Here is a 20908-nt window from a genome sequence, read left to right on the forward strand (position 1 = left end):
CAAAATCGGCCAAAATGTTGGCCAGAGTTTCAAACTGCGACTTTTAGCGCCAAAACACCAAAATCGAAACAAAATTCGCTTTGTAGGTCACTAATTATGACCTATTATCCGTGTTAGAATATATCCGATGGAGGTGCGCGATGGGTCGCCAAAATGTAAGTCTTAAGGACCGCTTTGATCTGAATAAATCGCCCGTGTTGCTAAATGGGACACAGGCATTGGTTCGTCTGGTTTTGACTCAAAAAGCACGGGATGCGGCCGCAGGGTTAAAGACTGCTGGTTATGTCACCGGATATCGTGGCTCCCCTTTAGGAGCAGTTGATCAGCAGATGAGCAAGGCCAAAAAGGTTCTTGATGCGGCTGACGTTCGGTTTGAGCCGGGCCTTAACGAAGACCTCGCAGCCACTGCGCTCTGGGGAAGCCAGCAGGCCGAATTGCGTGGCGAAGGCAAATATGACGGCGTTTTTGGGCTTTGGTACGGCAAAGGGCCGGGGGTCGACCGTTCCGGCGATGTGATGCGTCACGCGAATATGGCCGGTACATCACCAAACGGCGGTGTGCTGATGGCAATGGGTGACGACCATACCGGCGAAAGCTCAACCACATTGCACCAGTCTGACTGGGCGATGGTTGATGCCTATATGCCAATCGTATCCCCTGCGGGAGTGCAGGAAATCCTGGACTACGGGCTTTATGGCTGGGCGCTTAGCCGGTTTGCAGGTGTTTGGGTTGGACTCAAGACAATGAAAGACACTGTCGAGGCGACCGCCGTCATTGATGGAAATCCAAACAGAATGAATTTTGTGATACCAGAATTTTCAACACCCGATGGTGGTTTGAATATTCGGCTGGCTGACACACCGGTTGCCCAGGAAACCCGGATGATTGATTACAAGAGGTTCGCTGCAGAAGCCTTTGCTAAAGCGAATAAAATAAATCACCGTGTCTGGGGTAAGTCCGGCGCAAAAATAGGTTTTGTCGCAGCCGGTAAAAACTGGCTTGATCTGGTTCATGCGCTTGATCTGCTGGGCCTGGATGCCAATGAGGCCGAAAGACTGGGTATTACGACATACAAGGTCGGGCAGGTCTGGCCGCTGGACATGGACGGTTTTCATGATTGGGCCGAGGGGCTCGACCTGATTGTTGTGGTAGAGGAAAAACGTAAACTGATTGAAGTGCAGGTTAAAGAGGCGATCTTTGATGACCGGCAAGGGCGGCGCGTCTATGGCTGGCACAAAGAGGGAGAGGAACTGTTCCCAACGCGTTTCGCGCTTGATCCGATCATGATCGCTGGAAACCTCGGAAAAATACTGGTCGAGGAAGGCCGGGGGACAGATCGAATTAAGGCCGGTCTTGAAATGCTGAGCGATGCAAAAAAGGCCGACAATGCCAAGGAAATCGCCTCGCGCTTGCCGTATTTTTGTTCAGGTTGTCCGCACAACTCTTCGACCAAACTGCCAGACGGAAGCCGTGCATATGCGGGTATCGGCTGCCACTACATGGTGCAATGGATGGACCGTGACACCGTGGGTTTCACGCAGATGGGGGGCGAGGGTGCGAATTGGGTTGGTGAAGCGCCATTTTCAAAACGCGAACATGTGTTTCAGAATTTGGGCGACGGTACCTACAATCACTCAGGCATTATGGCGATCCGGGCAGCTTTGGCGTCAGGCACGAACATTACATACAAAATCCTGTTCAATGACGCGGTTGCAATGACCGGTGGCCAGACCAACGAAGGTGGGCTGACTGCCCAAAGAATTGCCCGCGAAGTCATGGCAATGGGTGCGAAAGACATCGCATTGGTCTATGACGAGAAAGAGGATGTTGATTTTGCGGCATTCCCAAAAGGCATACGCATTCACCCGCGCGAAGAGTTGATGCAGGTTCAGAAAAAGCTACGCGAAGTCAAAGGTGTATCCGTCATCCTTTATGTGCAAACCTGTGCTGCTGAAAAACGCCGCCGCAGAAAACGTGGGCTGTTTCCAGATCCGGATAAGCGCGTCTTTATCAACACAGATGTATGCGAAGGCTGTGGGGACTGCGGAGTGCAATCAAACTGCGTGTCAATTGTTCCGGTCGAAACCGAACTCGGCCGTAAGCGGGCGATTGATCAATCGTCCTGCAACAAGGATTTTTCCTGCGTAAACGGGTTTTGCCCGTCTTTCGTGACGCTTGAGGGAGCCAAACCGCGCAAACAGGCAGCAGCAGAATTCGAGATTCCGAGTCTGCCGTTACCAAAATTGCCCGAGATTGAGCAAACACATAACGTGGTGATCACAGGCGTCGGCGGCACGGGCGTTGTAACGATCGGCGCAATCATGGCGATGGCGGCACATATCGACGGAAAGGGTGCCGGGATGATGGAAATGGCCGGTCTGGCGCAAAAAGGCGGGGCAGTCCACATCCATTGCAGGCTTGCCAACACCCCGGCAGACATCAGCGCGATCCGGGTTGCGACCGGTGAGGCAGACGCGGTCATTGGCGGCGATCTGGTTACCACAGCCGGGGCAAAAACACTTGGTTTGATGAAAACCGGCCGCACAGGCGCTGTCGTCAACAGCCACGAAATCATGACGGGGGATTTCACGAAAGACACAGAATTCCGCTTGCCGACAGATCAGTTGCAACTTGCACTGGAGGCGCGCCTGCAGGGAAACCTGCACCTCTTTGATGCGTCTGAAATTGCAAAACGCCTGCTGGGGGATTCGATCTTTTCAAACATGATGATGCTTGGTGCCGCGTGGCAGCGTGGCTTGGTGCCACTTAGCTATGAAGCAATACTCGACGCAATCGAGTTGAACGGCACTGCGGTTGAGGGCAATAAACGTGCCTTTGAACTGGGTCGCTGGGCCGCTCACGCCCCTGACGAGGTGGCAAGCTTGGGCAAAAGCGATATTGTTGAACTTCCAAAAACACTGGACGAAAAGATAAATTTTCGCGCGGATCATTTGATAGCGTATCAGTCTGCCCAGCTGGCAAGGCGGTATCGCAAGTTTGTTGAAAGAGCGTCCGAACCAGCACTGAAAGAAGCTTTGGCTGAAGGATATTACAAATTACTGGCCTACAAGGACGAATACGAAGTCGCGCGTCTGCTGCTGGAAACTGAAGCCAAAGCAAAGACTGAATTTGAAGGCGATTTCAAACCGCAGTTCCATCTCGCACCGCCAATATTTGGCGGTAAGGGTGCGAACGGGCGGCCAAAAAAACGCGAATTCGGGGGCTGGATGGTGCGGGTCTTCGGCGTTTTGGCACGCCTTAAGCGGCTTCGAGGAACTCCTTTTGACCCTTTCGGTTATGCTGCAGAAAGAAAAATGGAACGCGCCCTGATCCGCCAGTACGAGGCGGATATAAAAGAAATTCTGGAAAAAGTGACTTCAGAGACTCTGGAAGTTGCCATCGCGCGCGCGCGCCTACCATTGGATATCCGTGGTTTTGGGCCGGTCAAAGTAGCAAATGAAGCGAAGGCTGCGAAAAGACGTGAAGAGCTTTTGGCAATGTTCAGGGCAGGTGGGGCCCCGATGGAACAAGCAGCAGAGTAGATCAATCTGATTTGCCAACGTCCTCAGATGCAATTGAAGAAAAGGCACAGTGGATTTCCTGTGCAAAGCGACGTATGAGCTATCTTAAATCGGGCTCAGACCCAGAGTGATTAAGTTTGAACTCCGAAAGACGCAAACACGAGGCTGAAATGGCGGTCGGCATATTTGATTCTGGTCTGGGCGGGTTGACCGTGATGGAAGCTGTGACAAAACGGCTGCCAGATGTTCCGTTTGTTTACTATGGAGATAATGCCCATGCACCTTATGGGGTGCGGGATGCCGACGATGTTTATGAATTGACCTGTGCCGGGGTCCAACGGCTGTGGGATGCCGGGTGTGACCTTGTGGTTTTGGCCTGCAATACGGCCTCTGCGGCGGCGTTGCGGCGGATGCAGGAAAGCTGGATCCCCACAGATAAACGTGTACTGGGCGTTTTCGTCCCGTTAATTGAAGCGCTGACGGAGCGGCAGTGGGGTGACAATTCGCCCCCACGTGAGGTCGCGGTGAAGCACGTCGCATTGTTTGCAACACCAGCAACCGTTTCAAGCCGTGCGTTTCAGCGTGAACTTGCGTTTCGTGCGATTGGTGTTGATGTCGAAGCACAGCCCTGCGGTGGGCTGGTCGATGCCATTGAAGAAGGTGATGAAATTTTGGCGGAAGCGCTGGTCAGAAGCCACGTAGAGGCGCTGAAACGCAGAATGCCAAACCCCGAGGCCGCAATTTTGGGCTGCACTCATTACCCGCTTATGGACGCCGCGTTTCAAGAGGCATTGGGGCCGGATGTCGCTGTTTATAGCCAGGCAAATCTGGTCGCGGAAAGCCTTGCAGATTATCTGACACGGCACCCAAAGATGCTTGGGGAAGGGCAGGAGTCCGCCTTTCTGACCACAGGGGATGCGGCGCGTGTTTCTAACAAAGCCACGCAATTCCTGCGACGAAAAATCGCGTTTCAACCCGCGTGATTGCGGACCCGCCTTTTTATCCCTAATTCTCTACAGAATGCGCAATTTAGAAATGCATTTTGTACAAAACGCACGAAAGTCCGACATGACTCATAAAATCGCTATTCTTGGCGCTTCTGGTTACACCGGTGCAGAACTGATCCGGTTAATCGCAACCCATCCCAGCATGGAAATTACTGCGCTATCTGCTGATCGTAAGGCGGGCATGCAAATGGGAGATGTTTTTCCCCATCTACGGCACTTGTCATTGCCTAAACTTGTCAAAATTGACGAGATTGATTTTACGCATGTCGATCTCGTGTTTTGCGCTTTGCCGCATGCAACGAGCCAGGCCGTCATAAAAAAATTGCCAAGTAAAATTAAGGTTGTTGACCTGTCCGCTGATTTTCGGCTGCGCGATCTGGCGGAATACGAAAAATGGTATGGTAAACCCCATTCCGCACCTGAATTGCAGGGCGAAGCGGTTTACGGGCTGACCGAGTTTTACCGTGATGACATTTCAGCGGCACGCCTTGTGGCCGGAACCGGGTGCAATGCGGCAACCGGGCAGTTTGCACTGCGGCCATTGATTGCGGCCGGGATAATAGATCTCGACGAGATTATTATTGATCTGAAGACCGGTGTCAGTGGTGCGGGAAGGTCACTGAAGGAAAACCTATTGCATGCCGAGTTGTCTGAAGGCGCGCATGCTTATGCAGTGGGTGGGGCGCATCGGCATCTGGCAGAATTTGATCAGGAGTTTTCGGCAGTGGCCGGACGGCCTGTCAAAGTCCAGTTTACGCCACATCTATTGCCTGCAAATCGGGGAATTGTCGCGACGGTCTATGTAAAAGGCGATCCGAAGGTCATCCACAAGACGCTCGCAGACGCTTATAAGAATGAGCCCTTTATCGTAATGCTGCCATTCGGCGAACATCCGTCGACACGCCATGTACGGGGTTCAAATTTCTGCCACGTCGGCGTTGTTGGTGACCGTATTGCGGGGCGGACGATTGTCATAGCTGCACTGGACAACCTGACCAAAGGGTCATCTGGTCAGGCGCTTCAAAACGCAAACCTTATGCTTGGAGAGGATGAAACCGCCGGGTTAATGCTGGCCCCGGTTTTCCCATAAAGATATGAAATCACTTAAAAAAACACGCAGAATTCAGGTTATTTTGGTCGCGGTCGTGGCGCTGGCGTTGTCGACTGCCCTGATCGGTTACGCAATGCGAGATGGAATAAATTTTTTCCGATCACCTTCGCAGGTGGTCGAAACGCCTCCGGTTGAGAGCGAAGTGTTTCGCCTAGGTGGCTTGGTCGAAGAAGGTTCGATTGAACGCGGACAGGGCGAAGTCATCCGGTTCCGTGTGACCGACGGTGGTGCAACGGTTGACGTGGTTTACAAGGGTGTGTTGCCTGATCTTTTCTCGGAAGGTCAGGGTATGATTGGCACCGGCACATACATGAATGGTGTCTTTGAAGCCGCTGAAATATTAGCGAAACACGACGAAACCTATATGCCAAAAGAAGTTGTTGATGCACTGAAGGAGCAGGGCGTTTACCAGGAACCGGAGTAAACGGAGTCTAACGCAGCGAACTGTGAAAAAGGCGTTCGTTAACCCAGGTTGAACATCCTCTGATGCGAATTTAGCAACGGAGGCACTATGCGAACCGCCAAAGAAATTGCAGAAAGCATCGTCGCCCGTGAAGGCGGCTATGTGAATGACCGGGATGACCCAGGTGGCGCGACCAAATTTGGCGTAACCCTTCACACGATGCGCAGACTTGGCATTGATCTGACTGGAGATGGGCAGGTCACAAGTGTTGACGTTGCGCAGTTAAGTCGCCGTCAGGCGGTTGATATTTTTCTGGAACACTACTTCAAACGCCCCGGGATTGATAACCTACCTGCGCAAATTCAGGCCAGCGTGTTTGATATGCATGTGAACGCAGGCGCAAATGCGGTTAAAATCCTTCAACGTTTGCTCGTCGAAATGGGGCATTCTGTACAGGTTGATGGGATTATTGGCTCAGAAACGTCACGCGCCGCAAATGCAGCGCAACAGTCCGCACAAAACTTCCTTAATGAGGCCTACGGGATCGCCAGGCGAAATTACTATTACAGCCTTGCTGACGTGCGCCCGAAAAGCCGCAAATACGCGCGTCGAAGGGACGGTGGAAAAGGGGGATGGATCGTCAGGGCCGAAGAATTCATTTCCGCAAAATACCACCTTTCGGCACAGAAACATCAGGAAAGGACAGCAGCATGGGACTGATTGGAAATCTGTTAGAGCTGGTTTTTGGGGGAGGCCGAAACGTTGTTCGTGAAACGGCTGAGGTGTTTCGCGAAAATGCAGAGGCCGGTGCTAAAAGAGATGCCGAAGCGCAAGAGCGCGCATTAGACCAACTTGCGAAAGAATTCTCGGATCGTGAAAAGGGGCGGTTTGACAGGGTTATGGACGGCGTGAACCGGATGCCACGTCCGGCTATGGCCTTTGGAATACTGCTCCTCTTCACCCTGTCGATGACAGACCCTGTTTGGTTTGCTTCCCGAATGCAGGGCCTAAGCCTGGTGCCAGAACCGCTATGGTGGCTTTTGGGCGCGATTGTGTCGTTCTATTTCGGTGCACGGCATCAGTTTGTCGGGCAGGAGTTTCAGCGTTCGATAGCACAATCTCTGGCCCGCGTGCCGCAGGTTGTCGAAAACAACCGCGCATTGCAGACGCTTGCAACGCAAACCAACGGTGTCGCCAAAACCGATTCAGAGCAAAGTTTCGAATTAGGGGCTATTGTCGCGTCAAATAATCCCGCCCTCGAAGAATGGCGCCGCCTGACAAAGTTGTGACATTTCGCGCCATTTGGTGTTGCGCAATTCGGTTGGCCCGCCTGTCAAAGCCGCCTATGATCGCCTCATGTTTATTGAACTTGGCCATTTCGCACTGATACTCGCCTTCGCCGTTGCTATCGTGCAAACGATTGTTCCAATGATCGGGGCGCAAAAGGGATGGTCAGGCTGGATGGCGCTGGCGGAACCGGCTGCGACGGTTCAATTCTTGCTGATTGCATATTCCTTCGCTGCATTGACCTACGCTTTTGTCAGTTCGGATTTTTCATTGTTGTTGGTGGTCTCAAATTCCCACACAGCAAAACCGCTGCTTTACAAAATTTCGGGCGTTTGGGGGAACCACGAAGGGTCAATGCTTCTTTGGGTGCTTATCCTGACGCTATTCGGGGCTTGTGCTGCTTGGTTTGGAGGGAATCTTCCGCCAAGTTTGCGAGCACGGGTTTTGGCGGTGCAATCATCAATTGGGGTCGCGTTCCTCGCGTTCATCTTGTTTACCTCAAACCCGTTTATGCGTCTTGCGGTTCCACCGATGAATGGTCAGGATCTGAACCCGCTGCTGCAAGACCCTGGTTTGGCCTTTCATCCACCGTTTCTGTATCTCGGCTATGTTGGGCTATCGATGTCCTTTAGCTTTGCCGTCGCGGCACTTATCGAGGGCCGTGTTGACGCCGCTTGGGCGCGTTGGGTGCGTCCCTGGACACTTGCAGCCTGGGTTTTTCTGACCATCGGCATAGCGCTAGGCAGTTGGTGGGCATATTATGAACTGGGTTGGGGCGGTTTCTGGTTCTGGGACCCGGTTGAAAACGCGAGCTTCATGCCTTGGCTGATCGCGGCGGCGCTGTTGCATTCGGCGATCGTAGTGGAAAAGCGTGAAAGCTTAAAAAGCTGGACGATTTTGTTGGCGATCCTTGCCTTCGGTTTTTCATTGATTGGTACATTCATCGTACGTTCGGGCGTTCTAACCTCTGTCCATGCTTTCGCGAATGACCCGGAACGTGGTGTCTTTATTCTGATCATTCTGGGTGTTTTCATGGGGGGCGCGCTTACCCTTTACGCGGCGCGCGCGGGTGTCATGGAAGCGAAGGGTGTCTTCTCCGTCGTTAGCCGGGAAAGTGCGTTGCTGCTAAACAACATCCTGCTGGCCGTTGCGGCCTTTGTGGTGTTTGTAGGAACGATCTGGCCCTTGGTGGCAGAGCTTTTGTTTGACCGCCCGCTTTCTGTTGGCCCACCCTTTTTCAATCTGGCTTTTACACCGTTTATAGTAGCACTTGCCGTAGTTATGCCGATTGGTGCGATCTTGCCATGGAAGAGGGCCTTGATTGGTCGCGCAATGCAAAAACTATGGGGCATTCTGGCCCTGTCTTTTGCTATTGGTGCTTTGGTCTGGGTTATGCAGACTGAAAGGTCGATGCTGGCACCGGTTGGGATTTTCCTGGGTGTCTGGTTGGTCTCTGGTGCTTGCGTGGATTTATGGCTGCGCAGCGGGCGTGGTGCGATTGGGGCGCGTTTTGCACGGATGTCGAGACTGCCGCGTGCGGATTGGGGAAAAGCGGTGGCGCATGCCGGGATGGGAGTCACGATCTTTGGAATTGCGGCGTTGACAGCCTGGGATATCGAAGACATTCGCGTTGCGAATATTGGCGAGGGTTTCACCGTTGGGAAATATGAGATCACACTAGAAAAGGTGGAGCAGGTTCAGGGACCGAATTATTTCAGCACCCAGGCTGAAATGACGGTGACTCGGAATGGTAAGCATGTCTCAACACTATTCCCCGAAAAGCGAGTTTATCCTGTGGCGGCGATGCCAACAACAGAAGCTGCAATCGACAACGGTGTGCTGCGCGATATCTATCTGGTGATTGGGGATGTGCAGGACGGCGGAGGCTATGCGGTGCGAACCTATATTAAGCCATTCGCAAACTGGATCTGGGCTGGCGCAATTATCATGGCGCTTGGTGGCTTTCTCAGCCTGAGTGACAGGCGCTACCGTGTGGCTGCGGGGGCACGCAAATCAGCGGTACCCGTCGCGGCGGAGTAGGTATATGAAACGGATCATTCTTGTATTGGTCTTATTGGCGAGCCCGATCTGGGCTGTGGAGCCAGACGAGATGCTTGCTGATCCGGTTTTGGAAGAACGTGCACAAGCGCTTGATCATGAAATCCGTTGCGTACAGTGCCAGTCTGAAAGCATCGCCTCTTCTAACGCCGATTGGGCGCGGGACGCACGCTTGATGGTGCGGGAGCTTGTTTCAGGCGGCAACACAGATACAGAGGTTCTTGATTTCTTTTTGGCGCGTTATGGTGATGTTGTCCTGATGCGCCCCAAAAGTGACGGTGCAAATATTATTCTATGGATTGCAGGCCCTGTGATGCTTCTTTTGTCGCTTGGCGTAGGCGGCCTGTATCTGCGTCGTAGGCGTCAAACAGTGGTGCAAGCCCCCCTGTCAGAAGCAGATGAAGCCCGGTTACGGGAAATACTGGAAGAGTGACGTCAGGTAACTGTTTCTAGGGCCGTACGTCTGGATATAAATCCAATCAGATATGGGAGATTGCTGATGAATTACCAAACCATTCGTCTGACAGTGCGTGATGATCTGGCTGTGCTGACTCTCAATCGACCCGACGTCATGAATGCGCTGAACACGCAAATGCGTGCGGAAATTACCCATGCGGTGAAAGAGGCGGAAAAAAATGCGCGGGTGCTTGTGATGACCGGCAAGGGACGCGCCTTTTGTTCCGGCCAGGATCTTGGCGATGGTGGAAGCGCGGCCAATATCGATTTGGAACGGACCTTGAGGGACGAATATGTACCGATGCTAAAGGCGATCTTTGACTGCGCGATTCCCACGATCGCCGCCGTAAACGGTGCGGCGGCAGGGGCAGGGGCCAATCTTGCCTTGGCCTGTGATGTGGTCATCGCAACGGAAAGCGCTGTATTCCTACAGGCCTTTGCACGGATCGGGCTTATCCCGGATGCTGGTGGCACATATTGGTTGCCGCGTCAGATGGGTTCCGCCAAGGCAATGGGTGCCGCACTATTTGCAGAGCCGGTTACAGCACGTCAGGCCAGTGACTGGGGCATGATCTGGGAAGCGGTGTCAGACGAAGAGTTTGCAGATCATTGGTATGGGCGCGCTGCAAAGCTCGCGGCGGGGCCAACTGTGGCCTACTCAAACGCTAAAAAGGCAATCCGCGGGTCATTTGACAACAACCTTGATGAACAACTGGCTCTTGAGGCGCATTTGCAAGGGGAATGCGGTGAGACCCGGGATTTCAAGGAAGGTGTTCTCGCATTTCTGGAAAAACGGCCAGCACGCTACGAAGGGCGTTGAAAATCGGTCGGTCACTGAAAGAATGAGCCAGGAAGAAAACGGGTTTTAAAATGATTTTCTGGACATTCGCAGGCCTACTCTTTTTCTGTGTGGTTCTCGAAAGCCTGACATCGTGGATATTTATAACGCGCTCAAGGAAAAACCATCCAAAGCTTTGGCACCATGCAGGATGCCCGACAGTGATGGGGAATGGTGATTTGGTTCGCGCCTGGCCGTTAAACAAGTATCTTCTGTTCAAGCGTTTTGAGGAAATACCAGATCCTGGCGCCGTTCAGTTTGCCCGAAAAATGCGGCTTCCGGTTGTCGGAACCTATCTCGCTGCCATCGGGTTGGCCCCAATCGCTATTGCTATCATGATCGTTTTTCACCCCTAGGAGCGGGTTCGGTGCATAGCAAGGAACGCAGAGTCATCTGTAAACTTATAGAAACAGAAATGAAAAGGCCGCCAGAAAGGCGGCCTTTGTTCTATCAACGTTCTTCGACATCCACATAATTACGCTTTGTGTCGCCAAGATAAAGCTGGCGTGGCCGGCCGATCTTCAGTTGTGGATCGCCAAGCATTTCTTTCCACTGCGAAATCCAGCCAACGGTGCGCGACAAAGCGAAAATTGGCGTGAACATCGAAGTGGGGAAACCCATCGCATCCAGAATAATGCCAGAATAGAAATCAACGTTGGGGTAGAGCTTTTTCTCGGCGAAATAGCTGTCTTCCAATGCAATCTTTTCCAGTTCCTTCGCGACTTTCAGCGTCTCGTTGTTTTCAACACCTAGAAGCTCCAAAACTTCGTCAGCGGATTGTTTTAGCACTTTGGCGCGCGGGTCAAAGTTTTTGTAAACCCGGTGACCAAAGCCCATTAGGCGGAACGGATCATTCTTGTCTTTTGCCCGCGCGATAAATTCCGGAATGCGGTCAACTGTGCCAATATTCCTTAACATTTCAAGACATGCCTGGTTTGCGCCACCGTGCGCTGGCCCCCAGAGACATGCGATACCAGCAGCAATACAGGCAAATGGGTTCGCGCCCGAAGACCCGGCCAGACGCACTGTAGAGGTCGATGCGTTTTGCTCGTGGTCGGCGTGCAGTGTGAAAATCCGGTCCATTGCGCGCGCCAGGATCGGATCTACTTCATAGTCTTCCGCCGGAACGGAAAAACACATCCGCAGGAAGTTTGACGCATAGTCCAGGTCGTTGCGCGGATAAACAAAGGGTTGTCCAATCGAGTATTTAAAAGCCATCGCCGCAATTGTCGGCAGTTTTGCGATCATCCGGACTGAGGCAACTTCGCGTTGATACTCGTCGTTGATATCGGTTGAGTCATGGTAAAAGGCAGACATCGCGCCAACGACCCCGACCATTGTCGCCATTGGATGCGCATCGCGCCGGAACCCACGGAAAAAATTGTGCATCTGTTCGTGCACCATCGTGTGGTTGGTGACGCGTGCCTCAAAATCTTCAAGCTCGTCGGCGGTTGGCAGTTCGCCGTAGAGCAGCAGATAACAGACCTCTAGGTAATGCGATTTTTCTGCAAGCTGATCGATAGGATATCCGCGGTGCAGCAGTTCACCTTTGTCACCATCGATGAAGGTAATTGTTGAATCGCAAGACGCGGTCGAGGTGAAGCCAGGATCATAGGTGAAAACATTGCCCTGCGCATAGAGCTTGCGAATGTCGATTACATCTGGTCCGGCAGTGGGGGAATAGATCGGTAATTCTAATGTCTTGTCGCCGAAACTCAGCGTTGCGGTTTTCTTATTTTCGGCCATGTAATTCCCTCTCATATCGCCCAGACCGCGGATCGGGTGGGCTCTTTGTTTATCATTTAGTGCGCTTTTGCGCTTATCGCGTCTTGCAACCGCGCAAGGGTTTCTTCGCGCCCTATCACGAGCATAATATCGAAAACGCTCGGCGACACAGCCCTTCCGGTTAGTACCGCCCGAAGAGGGGCTGCTAGCTTTCCAAGTGTAAGGTCATGCTGCTCAGCGGTATGCGTCACTGCGGCTTCCAAGTCGTCTCGGGACCATGTAGCATTTTGCAGCTGCGGCGTCAATTCAAACAGTATACTATGGGATACATTATCAAGCGATTTCTGTGCTTTTTCATCGGGGATAAACGGACGTGATCCTAAAACAAAATGAGCTTTATCAATGAGTTCGCCAAAGGTTTTGGCCCTTTCCTTTACACAGTATAATGCACGACTGAGCGCAGTCATTTGATCCGCTGTGAGCGGTTGCTCTTCTTTTGCGTCCAAATAAGAGGCGATTTCATGCAGCAGTGCAGCATTTTCTGTTTTTGCGATGTGCTGACCTGAAAGATTTTCAAGTTTTTTGAAATCAAAGCGGGCAGGGGATTTGCCAATTCCCTCCAGATTGAACCAGGATATTGCCTGTTCGTCTGTGAAAAACTCGTCATCCCCATGGCTCCAGCCAAGGCGCGCCAGATAGTTGCGCATGCCAGCGGCAGAATACCCCATCGCCTGATACTCTCCGACACCTAGTGCGCCGTGGCGTTTTGAGAGTTTCTTGCCATCGGCACCGTGAATAAGCGGGATATGCGCCCAGACAGGCACATCCCACCCCATCGCATTGTAGACCATCGTCTGACGCGCAGCGTTAGCCAGGTGATCATCCCCGCGTATGATATGGGTCACTCCCATGTCGTGATCATCAACAACAACTGCCAGCATGTAGGTCGGTGTGCCATCTGAACGTAAACAAATCATGTCGTCGAGTGTGCTGTTTCGAAAAGTGACACGGCCCTGCACCCGATCATCGATCACGGTTTCCCCTTCGCGGGGCGCTTTGACGCGAATGACAAATGGCGCATCCGGGTGCGTTGATGGATCTGCGTCCCGCCACGGGCTTTGAAACAGCGTTGATGTCCCTGCTGCTTTTGCCTGTTCACGAAAGGCAGCGATTTCTTCCTGGGTAGAAAAACACTTGTAAGCATGGCCGGAGGCAAGCATCGCATGTGCAACTTCGGCGTGGCGGTCTGCGCATTCAAATTGGCTAACGGCTTCACCGTCATAATCCAGCCCAAGCCATTCCAGCCCATGTAAGATTGCTGCGGTTGCTTCTGGGGTAGAGCGTGCCCGATCAGTATCTTCTATGCGAAGCAGAAACTTTCCGCCGCGACCACGCGCATATAGCCAGTTAAACAACGCCGTTCGCGCACCACCGATATGCAAAGATCCAGTGGGCGACGGGGCAAAACGGGTAACGACTGGGCGCTCTGACATTGGGCGTTAACTTTCTGGAAACCAAAAGGAGATTAGCGTTCAGGCTGTTTTAGTGAGACCGGAGGCTTAGGACAAGGGTGCGCCGCGTTCTCAACCCCTTTCATCTGTTGGCGACGCAAAGGGGGTATTTGTTTCCCTGGACCCCGGTTTGTCTGGGTGTTGGAATTGGTACTTACTTTGGTTTGTCAGAAGAGCCACAGGGTATCGCCTTTCTTTTGCTCACCCTCGGGGTCCTGTTTTTGCTGGGCCTGGCGCGCCTGTCAAACGAAGAAATGTCCCCCGTAATCCTCAGCCTTGCGTTGATACTTGCCGGTGTGGTTGTGGCGGGGGTTCACGCCCACAGAGCAGACGCACCAAAACTTGGATTTCGGTATTACGGACCGATTGAGGGCCGGGTCGTTAACATCGACCGATCACAAAGCAATAAGTTACGGATAACACTCGATCATGTTGTTCTGGAAAACGTAACGCATACCCCGCACCGGGTGCGTGTATCGCTCCATGACAGAAACAGCATCTTTCTTGGCGAAATTGGCGCAACAGTCATTTTGACGGGGCATCTTTCGCCACCACAGGGTCCGGCAGAGCCGGGTGGTTTTGACTTTCGACGCAAGGCGTGGTTCGAGCGCCTTGGTGCGGTGGGATACACGCGCAGCCCAGTTCTGGTTCTTAGCCCGCCGACGCCCGGGAATGCCGCACTGAAGATCAGAAAGCTTCGGCAAGACTATTCGCACGCCATCCAGAACGCGGTTCCAGGTGAGGCGGGCGCGTTCGCGGCTGCGATCATGACCGGGGACCGAAGTGCTATCAGCACCGAAACGATGGAGAACCTGCGCCGCTCGAACCTTGCACATCTGCTCGCGATATCGAGGCTTCACATGGGTTTGCTTACGGCTTTTGTATTTGCGTTCCTACGGTATGGGTTGGCACTGCTACCATTCTTAGCGCTGCGGCTGCCGGTCAAGAAAATCTCGGCGGTCGCGGCACTTTGCGTTGCGACAGGGTATCTTTTGCTTTCGGGCGGAAGTATTGCAACCGTGCGCGCCTACATTATGGTCGCGGTTATGTTGACTGCCGTTTGTTTTGACAGGCGTGCGCTGACGTTGCGGGCTGTGGCCGTTGCAGCGATGATCGTGCTGGTTCTGTATCCCCAAAGCCTGATTGGCCCGGGTTTCCAAATGTCATTTGCCGCGACAACCGCGCTGGTCGCTGTTTTTGGAACACTACAGAACTGGCAGACTTGGAAGATTACAAAAGCGTTGCGTCCTGTTCTGGCGTTGCTTGTGTCCTCGGCCGTTGCTGGCGTTGCAACCGCGCCAATTGCGGCCGCGCATTTCAACCAAATTGCGCAGTATGGGCTGCTCGCCAATCTGCTTACGGTTCCGATGATGGGTAGTGTTGTGATCCCGTCTGCGGTTGTTGCGTTGCTGCTAACGCCATTTGGGCTTAGTTGGGTTGGCTTTGTCGTCATGCGGCTTGGGATAAAGTGGATTCTTGCTGTCGCGGATTGGGTGGCAAATCTGGAAGGCGCGGCCATTCAAATCGTAACGCCGGACCCTATCGTTCTGCCGCTCATTGTACTTGGTGCATTGTTTCTGGTTCTGTGGGCTGGAAAGCCGCGCTTGCTCGGAATTTTGGGCCTTGCCGCTGGCTTTTTCCTTTGGGCAGAAACTGAACGACCTCAGTTGTTAATATCAGAGACGGGTGGCTTGATTGGGCTGATGACCGATCAGGGGCGCGCACTGAACAAGCCGCGAGGCGACGGTTTTACTACGCTAAGCTGGCTTGAGAATGATGGCGACGCCGCAGATCAGGACGCGGCATATGCGCGTAGAGGTTTTGAATTTTCTGAGAATGGGACACGCTTTACGCTTGGCGGTGTGGCGTTTCTTCATCTCCCTGGTAAAGCGGCAACACCGCATATTGAAAGCGCATGCTCTGGCGGTCGATGGGTAATAACCATGATTGCCCAGGAAAAGCCGGGCGGAGATTGCGAATTTCTGGATGCGGGTTACTTTGCTCAGAACGGCAGCATTGCGATTTATGTAGAGCCGACTGGCGTAAGGCGCGTCACGGCAGCAGAACGCGCTGGAAACAGGCTTTGGACCCGGCGTTGATGTGTCTAGTAGGTGCGGATCAATCCGACGAGCCGTCCCTGAACTTTAACCTGGTTCTGCGGCAGCACACGCGTTTCATAGGCTGGGTTCGCCGCTTCAAGCGCGATCATATTACCTTTGCGACGGAACCTTTTGAGAGTCGCCTCATATCCTTCGATCAACGCGACAATGATATCCCCATTATCAGCGGTGTTCGTTTCCCGAATAACGACAACATCACCATCGTTGATCCCGGCGTCGATCATCGAGTCGCCTTTGACTTCAAGCGCGTAATGCGGGTCTTTGCTTGTTAGCATCTGGCCCGGGACCGCAACACTGCGGGACGCTTCGCTTATCGCTTCGATCGGGACACCTGCAGCAATACGCCCTAAAACGGGCAGCTCAAGGGCATGTGTTTTTTCAATTTGCATCGCCAAAGCGGGTGTCGCTTCAGGTTTGTCACCTTCGATCACCCGAGGTTGAAACCCTGTTCCGCCAAGAGTTTCGGGCAGTTTCACGATTTCTATTGCACGGGCACGGTGGGCAAGTCGCCGGATAAAGCCACGCTCTTCCAGCGCGGTGATCAAACGGTGAATACCTGACTTTGATCGGAGGTCCAGCGCCTCTTTCATTTCGTCAAAAGAAGGTGGAACGCCATCGCGCTGTACCCGCTTGTTGATAAAACTGAGCAATTCCAATTGCTTCTTGGTAAGCATCTCAATAATCCTCTCGCCCGAATACCCCATGTTCCTCATGGGTGTTCAGGACATGTTCTACCCATGTTCCCTTTTTGTGTCAACATTTCTAATGGAAATACGCTAGAGCAGCAGGTAGCTGACCATTGCTCCAACTTCTTTTGCCGGATCATGGGGTTCACGTACCAAAAGCGCATTGGCGTCTGCCAGAACTGTTAGCAGGGAACTGTCCTGACGCGCAAAAGCGGTGATTTCTCCGTCACTTACCTTGGCACGCATATAATGTTCCCGAGGGCCGTTTTGGCCCAAAGGCGCGGCGAGCTCTGCTTTTAACAATGCTGCGGGTTGTTCCGGAAGCCCCTGTAGTTTGCGCAAAGCTGGTAAGATGAAGATATGACCACAAACCATTGACGAAACCGGGTTTCCCGGCAAGCCAACCATTGGGGTGCGAGAAAGTTTACCCGCCATCAGGGGTTTTCCGGGGCGCATGGCCACCTTGTAAAATGCGCGTTCCATTCCAAGATCGGTTGCAACTTTCCCAACAAGATCGTGGTCACCGACCGAGGCTCCACCGATTGTGACGATAAGATCAGCACCTTTGGTCAATTCAAATGCTGTGCGGAGCGAACCTTCTGTATCGCTTGCAATCGGAAGCATACGAACCTCAGCACCGTGCTGTTCGAACAACGCTTTCAACCCGAAACTGTTCGATGCGATGATCTGATCCTGATTTGGAACATCGCCTGGCATGACCAGTTCATCACCTGTCGCAATCAGCGCTACGACAGGTCGCCGTGCCACAGGAACAGCAGGAAGGTTCATCGATGCAAACAGGGCAACATCGCTGGGCGAAATGAGACGGGGCGCCTTGATTGTATCACCTTTGCTGAAATCAGCACCGGCAGGGCGAATATAATCTTTCTGATCCAGTTCGTGTTTCAAGGTGATGACATCACCGCTTCGATTGACATCTTCCTGAATGATGACGCGCGTCGCACCGGTTGGAAGCGGAGCGCCGGTAAAAATACGCACTGCCTGACCCGCTTTAACGACCCCGTCAAATCCGTGTCCGGCCGCAGATTCCCCGATCACTTTGAACATTGCGTCTGGTTCTGCCTCAACACCCATAAGGGCGTAACCATCCATTGCCGAGGCTGCGAATGGCGGCTGACTACGGTTTGCGGTTACCGGCTGGGCAAGAACGCGTCCACAGGTTGCTGCCAATGGTACGATTTCAGGTTCAAGCGGTTCAAAAAGAGATAAGACCCGTTCAAGCGCCTCAGCGACAGTAATCATTATTTTGCCTCGTAACGCCCTGATTTTCCGCCTTCTTTCAGGATCAGGCGGACATCGGAAATGACCATGGACTTATCAACGGCTTTTACCATGTCATAAAGGGTCAGCGCGGCTGTCGTAACCGCTGTAAGGGCTTCCATTTCAACGCCGGTCTGGCCGGTTGTTTTTACGGTTGCCTCGATCATTATACCCGGCAAATCACTGTCTGGTGAAAGCTCAACCGCAACTTTCGTTATGGGCAAAGGGTGACAGAGCGGGATCAGTTCAGAGGTTTTTTTCGCCCCCATGATACCGGCAAGTCGTGCGACTCCAAGAACATCGCCTTTTTTCGCTCGACCTTCTATAATAGTTTCAAGGGTTTCACGTGACATCTTAACGCAACCAGCCGCAATAGCAACGCGCGTTGTGACGGCCTTTTCAGACACGTCGACCATATGGGCGTCACCCTTGCCATCAAAATGGGTCAATCCACTCATCTACATCCCCCCGGGCATTAACGGGTTCGCGAGCAGCGCACGAGTCGCCGTAGCCACATCTTCCTGCCGCATCAGGCTCTCGCCAATCAAAAACACGCGCGCCCCGTACCGCGCCATATCTGCAAGATCAGCGGGCGAATTCAGGCCGCTCTCAGACACAAGAACCTTTTCGGCTGGCGCGAGACGCGACAGGCGCCGTGTTGTGTCGAGCGATGTTTCAAATGTTTTGAGGTCTCGATTGTTAATACCCAACAGCGAAGATTTAAGCGTGGCAGCGCGGTCAAGTTCTTCCTCGTTATGAACTTCGACGAGAACGTCCATATCCCAGCCTATGGCTGCATCTTCAAGTTCGGTGGCCTGGGCGTCACTTACGCTGGCCATGATGATCAATATACAGTCCGCGTGGAGCGCGCGCGCCTCTGCGACCTGATACGGGTCATACATGAAATCTTTGCGCAAAGCGGGCAGGGAGGTCGCATTTCGCGCGGCCGTAAGAAAGGCGTCAGCCCCCTGAAAGGACGGTGCGTCGGTCAGAACACTCAAACAGGTCGCGCCGCCCGCCTCATAGGCTTTTGCAAGCGTAGGCGGGTCAAAATCCGCGCGGATCAGGCCCTTGGACGGGCTCGCTTTCTTAATTTCGGCGATTAAACCATAACCAGTGTGCGTTGCCCGTACCAACGACTGCGCAAATCCGCGCGTTGGCGAAGCTTCGCGTGCGGCTGCCTCGACCTCGGCAAATGGACGCTCGGCCTTGCGCGCGGCGACTTCTTCAAGCTTGTAAGCTTTGATCTTATCAAGAACGGTTCCTGTCATTGGGGCTCCGATGTAATGTGCGCAAGGCCAATAACCTTGGATTTGGCCGCGCCTGAATCGATAGAAGCCCGGGCCATATCGACCCCTTCTGGGAGATCATGCGCCACTCCGGCTACAACAAGTGCTGCGGCGGCGTTAAGCAAAACGGCGTCGCGATACGCGGAAGGCGCACCATCAAGCAGCGCGTTAAACGCCCGCCCGTTTTCTTCGGGCGTGCCGCCAAGGATTGCTTCAAACGGATGAAGAGGTAACCCTGCTTCTTCGGGGTGTAATTCACGGTCAAATACCGCGCCATCCTCAAGCGCGGCAACCCAGCTTGTGCCTGCGATTGACAGTTCGTCTGTTCCGTCAGCGCCATGCACGAGCCATGCCTTTTCAGATCCGAGTGCTAACAATGTTTCGGCCATTGGCCGAATCAGATCGCGCGAAAAGGCCCCGGTTAACTGGCGTTTCACCCCGGCAGGGTTGGTCAGCGGGCCAAGAATGTTGAAAATTGTGCGCGTGCCAAGTTCTGTGCGGGTCGGCATAACATGCGCCATTGCCGGGTGGTGCATCGGGGCCATCATAAATCCGATGCCGACCTCCTTCAGGGCGCGCTCTACAACTGGCGGGCCAACCATGACATTGATGCCAAGCTGACCAAGCGCATCAGCAGCCCCTGATTTGGAGCTCAGGTTGCGGTTGCCGTGCTTTGCAACACAGACACCAGCACCAGCCACAACAAACGCTGTCGCAGTGGAAATATTCAGCGTGCCTTTGCCATCCCCACCGGTACCGACAATGTCCATCGCACCTTCGGGCGCATTCACAGCAAGGCATTTAGAGCGCATTACGGCGGCGGCAGCGGCAAATTCCTCAACCGTTTCGCCCCGCGTACGCATCGCCATTAGCAACCCGCCAATCTGGCTGGGCGTTGCTTCACCTTCAAATAAAATCTGAAAGGCGATCTCTGCTTCGGCGCGCGTCAAAGCCCGGTCAGCGGCAGCGCCGATAAGAGGTTTTAATGCGTCGCTCATGCGGCCACCTTTACCGTGTTTAGAAAGTTTTGCAGCAACTTATGGCCATGTTCTGAAGCAATTGATTCCGGGTGAAACTGGACACCGTGGATTGGTAGCGACTTGTGCCTGAGTCCCATGATCGTCCCATCTTCAAGCCATGCGTTCACCTCGAGGCACTCTGGCAGGCTTTCACGTTCAACGACAAGGGAATGGTATCGTGTCGCTTCAAACGGCGAGGGTAGCCCTGCAAATACGCCTGTTCCAGCGTGGTGCATCGTGCCCATCTTCCCATGCACGATTTCGTGGCAGCGCACAACTTTGCCACCGAAGGCTTCGCCAATCGTCTGATGGCCAAGACAAACACCAAGTAATGGGATTTTGGTTTCTGCTGCCGCCTCGGTCAGGGCAAGGCAAATGCCTGCCTGCGCGGGATCGCAAGGCCCGGGTGACAAGAGAATCGCATCAGCGCGCATGGCCATCGCCTCTTGAACATCAAGAGCATCATTTCGGCGTACAACAACTTCGGCACCAAGTTCGCCTAGATAGTGAACAAGGTTGTAAGTAAAGCTGTCATAGTTGTCGATTAGGAGCAGCATTGTCCGGCTTTCATCAATTAGGGGTGAACACCCGCTTCA

19 protein-coding genes are annotated in these 20908 nt (G+C 53.3%); 11 read left to right on the plus strand and 8 right to left on the minus strand.

Annotation, left to right across the window (positions count from 1 at the left end; translation table 11 throughout):
- The first annotated feature begins 140 nt into the window (after positions 1-140).
- The 10 genes from MWU63_RS00520 (at position 141) to MWU63_RS00565 (ending at position 11037) form a co-directional block, all read left to right on the plus strand.
- A complete protein-coding gene (locus tag MWU63_RS00520; RefSeq protein ID WP_213888105.1) occupies positions 141-3542 on the plus strand; it encodes an indolepyruvate ferredoxin oxidoreductase family protein in 3402 nt (1133 codons plus the stop codon).
- A gap of 149 nt (positions 3543-3691) precedes the next feature.
- A complete protein-coding gene (locus tag MWU63_RS00525) occupies positions 3692-4504 on the plus strand; it encodes an aspartate/glutamate racemase family protein (RefSeq protein ID WP_213888104.1) in 813 nt (270 codons plus the stop codon).
- An 85-nt stretch (positions 4505-4589) separates the two neighbouring features.
- Positions 4590-5618 (plus strand): N-acetyl-gamma-glutamyl-phosphate reductase, encoded by a 1029-nt coding sequence (argC, locus tag MWU63_RS00530; protein ID WP_213888103.1) that lies wholly within the window; start codon positions 4590-4592, stop codon positions 5616-5618.
- A 4-nt stretch (positions 5619-5622) separates the two neighbouring features.
- A complete protein-coding gene (ccmE, locus tag MWU63_RS00535; protein ID WP_247076683.1) occupies positions 5623-6063 on the plus strand; it encodes a cytochrome c maturation protein CcmE in 441 nt (146 codons plus the stop codon).
- An 87-nt stretch (positions 6064-6150) separates the two neighbouring features.
- Entirely contained in the window at positions 6151-6762 is a 612-nt protein-coding gene (locus MWU63_RS00540) for a holin-associated N-acetylmuramidase (RefSeq protein ID WP_213888101.1), read from the plus strand.
- Positions 6753-7331 carry a holin family protein gene (locus tag MWU63_RS00545; protein ID WP_213888100.1) on the plus strand — a complete coding sequence of 193 codons (579 nt, stop codon included), beginning with the start codon at positions 6753-6755 and terminating at the stop codon, positions 7329-7331. Before MWU63_RS00540 ends, MWU63_RS00545 begins: the two co-directional genes overlap by 10 nt.
- A gap of 67 nt (positions 7332-7398) precedes the next feature.
- Entirely contained in the window at positions 7399-9369 is a 1971-nt protein-coding gene (locus MWU63_RS00550) for a heme lyase CcmF/NrfE family subunit (RefSeq protein WP_213888099.1), read from the plus strand.
- A 4-nt stretch (positions 9370-9373) separates the two neighbouring features.
- The gene (locus MWU63_RS00555; RefSeq protein WP_213888098.1) at positions 9374-9820 is read left to right on the plus strand and encodes a cytochrome c-type biogenesis protein; all 447 of its coding nucleotides are present in this window, start codon (positions 9374-9376) and stop codon (positions 9818-9820) included.
- Positions 9821-9886: 66 nt separating this feature from the next.
- On the plus strand, positions 9887-10663 hold the full coding sequence (locus MWU63_RS00560; protein WP_213888097.1) for an enoyl-CoA hydratase-related protein: 777 nt from the start codon (positions 9887-9889) through the stop codon (positions 10661-10663).
- A gap of 50 nt (positions 10664-10713) precedes the next feature.
- Complete coding sequence (locus MWU63_RS00565) at positions 10714-11037, plus strand: hypothetical protein (protein ID WP_213888096.1); 324 nt, start codon at positions 10714-10716, stop codon at positions 11035-11037.
- Between the two features lie 94 nt (positions 11038-11131).
- On the opposite strand, the gene gltA is transcribed toward MWU63_RS00565, so the two are convergent.
- Both gltA and gltX read right to left on the minus strand, forming a co-directional pair.
- The gene (gltA, locus tag MWU63_RS00570; protein ID WP_213888095.1) at positions 11132-12427 is read right to left on the minus strand and encodes a citrate synthase; all 1296 of its coding nucleotides are present in this window, start codon (positions 12425-12427) and stop codon (positions 11132-11134) included.
- 56 nt (positions 12428-12483) lie between these two features.
- Positions 12484-13899: a glutamate--tRNA ligase gene (gene gltX / locus MWU63_RS00575; protein ID WP_213888094.1), complete on the minus strand. Its 1416-nt coding sequence runs from the start codon at positions 13897-13899 to the stop codon at positions 12484-12486.
- Between the two features lie 77 nt (positions 13900-13976).
- On the opposite strand from gltX, the gene MWU63_RS00580 reads away from it, so the two are divergent.
- Positions 13977-16016, plus strand: a complete 2040-nt coding sequence (locus MWU63_RS00580) for a ComEC/Rec2 family competence protein (protein WP_247076685.1) — start codon at positions 13977-13979, stop codon at positions 16014-16016.
- Positions 16017-16021: 5 nt separating this feature from the next.
- On the opposite strand, the gene lexA is transcribed toward MWU63_RS00580, so the two are convergent.
- The 6 genes from lexA to MWU63_RS00610 form a co-directional block, all read right to left on the minus strand.
- A complete protein-coding gene (gene lexA / locus MWU63_RS00585; protein WP_213888092.1) occupies positions 16022-16711 on the minus strand; it encodes a transcriptional repressor LexA in 690 nt (229 codons plus the stop codon).
- A gap of 102 nt (positions 16712-16813) precedes the next feature.
- Positions 16814-17986 (minus strand): gephyrin-like molybdotransferase Glp, encoded by a 1173-nt coding sequence (gene glp, locus MWU63_RS00590; protein WP_213888091.1) that lies wholly within the window; start codon positions 17984-17986, stop codon positions 16814-16816.
- A complete protein-coding gene (moaC, locus tag MWU63_RS00595; protein ID WP_247076687.1) occupies positions 17986-18462 on the minus strand; it encodes a cyclic pyranopterin monophosphate synthase MoaC in 477 nt (158 codons plus the stop codon). Before moaC ends, glp begins: the two co-directional genes overlap by 1 nt.
- A complete protein-coding gene (gene trpC / locus MWU63_RS00600) occupies positions 18463-19275 on the minus strand; it encodes an indole-3-glycerol phosphate synthase TrpC (protein WP_213888089.1) in 813 nt (270 codons plus the stop codon). It abuts the gene before it with no gap.
- Positions 19272-20291, minus strand: a complete 1020-nt coding sequence (gene trpD / locus MWU63_RS00605) for an anthranilate phosphoribosyltransferase (RefSeq protein WP_213888088.1) — start codon at positions 20289-20291, stop codon at positions 19272-19274. Before trpD ends, trpC begins: the two co-directional genes overlap by 4 nt.
- Positions 20288-20869: an aminodeoxychorismate/anthranilate synthase component II gene (locus MWU63_RS00610; RefSeq protein WP_213888087.1), complete on the minus strand. Its 582-nt coding sequence runs from the start codon at positions 20867-20869 to the stop codon at positions 20288-20290. Before MWU63_RS00610 ends, trpD begins: the two co-directional genes overlap by 4 nt.
- Between the last annotated feature and the right edge of the window lie 39 nt (positions 20870-20908).

The organism is Pseudohalocynthiibacter sp. F2068, assembly GCF_023015645.1.
Lineage (GTDB): Bacteria > Pseudomonadota > Alphaproteobacteria > Rhodobacterales > Rhodobacteraceae > Pseudohalocynthiibacter > Pseudohalocynthiibacter aestuariivivens.

Coding starts and splice junctions, on each gene's coding strand:
- MWU63_RS00540 (WP_213888101.1), top strand. CDS start 6,151: ATGCGAACCGCCAAAGAAATTGCAGAAAGCATCGTCGCCCGTGAAGGC.
- MWU63_RS00525 (WP_213888104.1), top strand. CDS start 3,692: ATGGCGGTCGGCATATTTGATTCTGGTCTGGGCGGGTTGACCGTGATG.
- trpD (WP_213888088.1), bottom strand. CDS start 20,291: ATGAGCGACGCATTAAAACCTCTTATCGGCGCTGCCGCTGACCGGGCT.
- argC (WP_213888103.1), top strand. CDS start 4,590: ATGACTCATAAAATCGCTATTCTTGGCGCTTCTGGTTACACCGGTGCA.
- gltA (WP_213888095.1), bottom strand. CDS start 12,427: ATGGCCGAAAATAAGAAAACCGCAACGCTGAGTTTCGGCGACAAGACA.
- trpC (WP_213888089.1), bottom strand. CDS start 19,275: ATGACAGGAACCGTTCTTGATAAGATCAAAGCTTACAAGCTTGAAGAA.
- glp (WP_213888091.1), bottom strand. CDS start 17,986: ATGATTACTGTCGCTGAGGCGCTTGAACGGGTCTTATCTCTTTTTGAA.
- MWU63_RS00545 (WP_213888100.1), top strand. CDS start 6,753: ATGGGACTGATTGGAAATCTGTTAGAGCTGGTTTTTGGGGGAGGCCGA.
- ccmE (WP_247076683.1), top strand. CDS start 5,623: ATGAAATCACTTAAAAAAACACGCAGAATTCAGGTTATTTTGGTCGCG.
- MWU63_RS00560 (WP_213888097.1), top strand. CDS start 9,887: ATGAATTACCAAACCATTCGTCTGACAGTGCGTGATGATCTGGCTGTG.
- lexA (WP_213888092.1), bottom strand. CDS start 16,711: ATGCTTACCAAGAAGCAATTGGAATTGCTCAGTTTTATCAACAAGCGG.
- moaC (WP_247076687.1), bottom strand. CDS start 18,462: ATGAGTGGATTGACCCATTTTGATGGCAAGGGTGACGCCCATATGGTC.
- MWU63_RS00520 (WP_213888105.1), top strand. CDS start 141: ATGGGTCGCCAAAATGTAAGTCTTAAGGACCGCTTTGATCTGAATAAA.
- MWU63_RS00610 (WP_213888087.1), bottom strand. CDS start 20,869: ATGCTGCTCCTAATCGACAACTATGACAGCTTTACTTACAACCTTGTT.
- MWU63_RS00565 (WP_213888096.1), top strand. CDS start 10,714: ATGATTTTCTGGACATTCGCAGGCCTACTCTTTTTCTGTGTGGTTCTC.
- MWU63_RS00555 (WP_213888098.1), top strand. CDS start 9,374: ATGAAACGGATCATTCTTGTATTGGTCTTATTGGCGAGCCCGATCTGG.
- MWU63_RS00550 (WP_213888099.1), top strand. CDS start 7,399: ATGTTTATTGAACTTGGCCATTTCGCACTGATACTCGCCTTCGCCGTT.
- gltX (WP_213888094.1), bottom strand. CDS start 13,899: ATGTCAGAGCGCCCAGTCGTTACCCGTTTTGCCCCGTCGCCCACTGGA.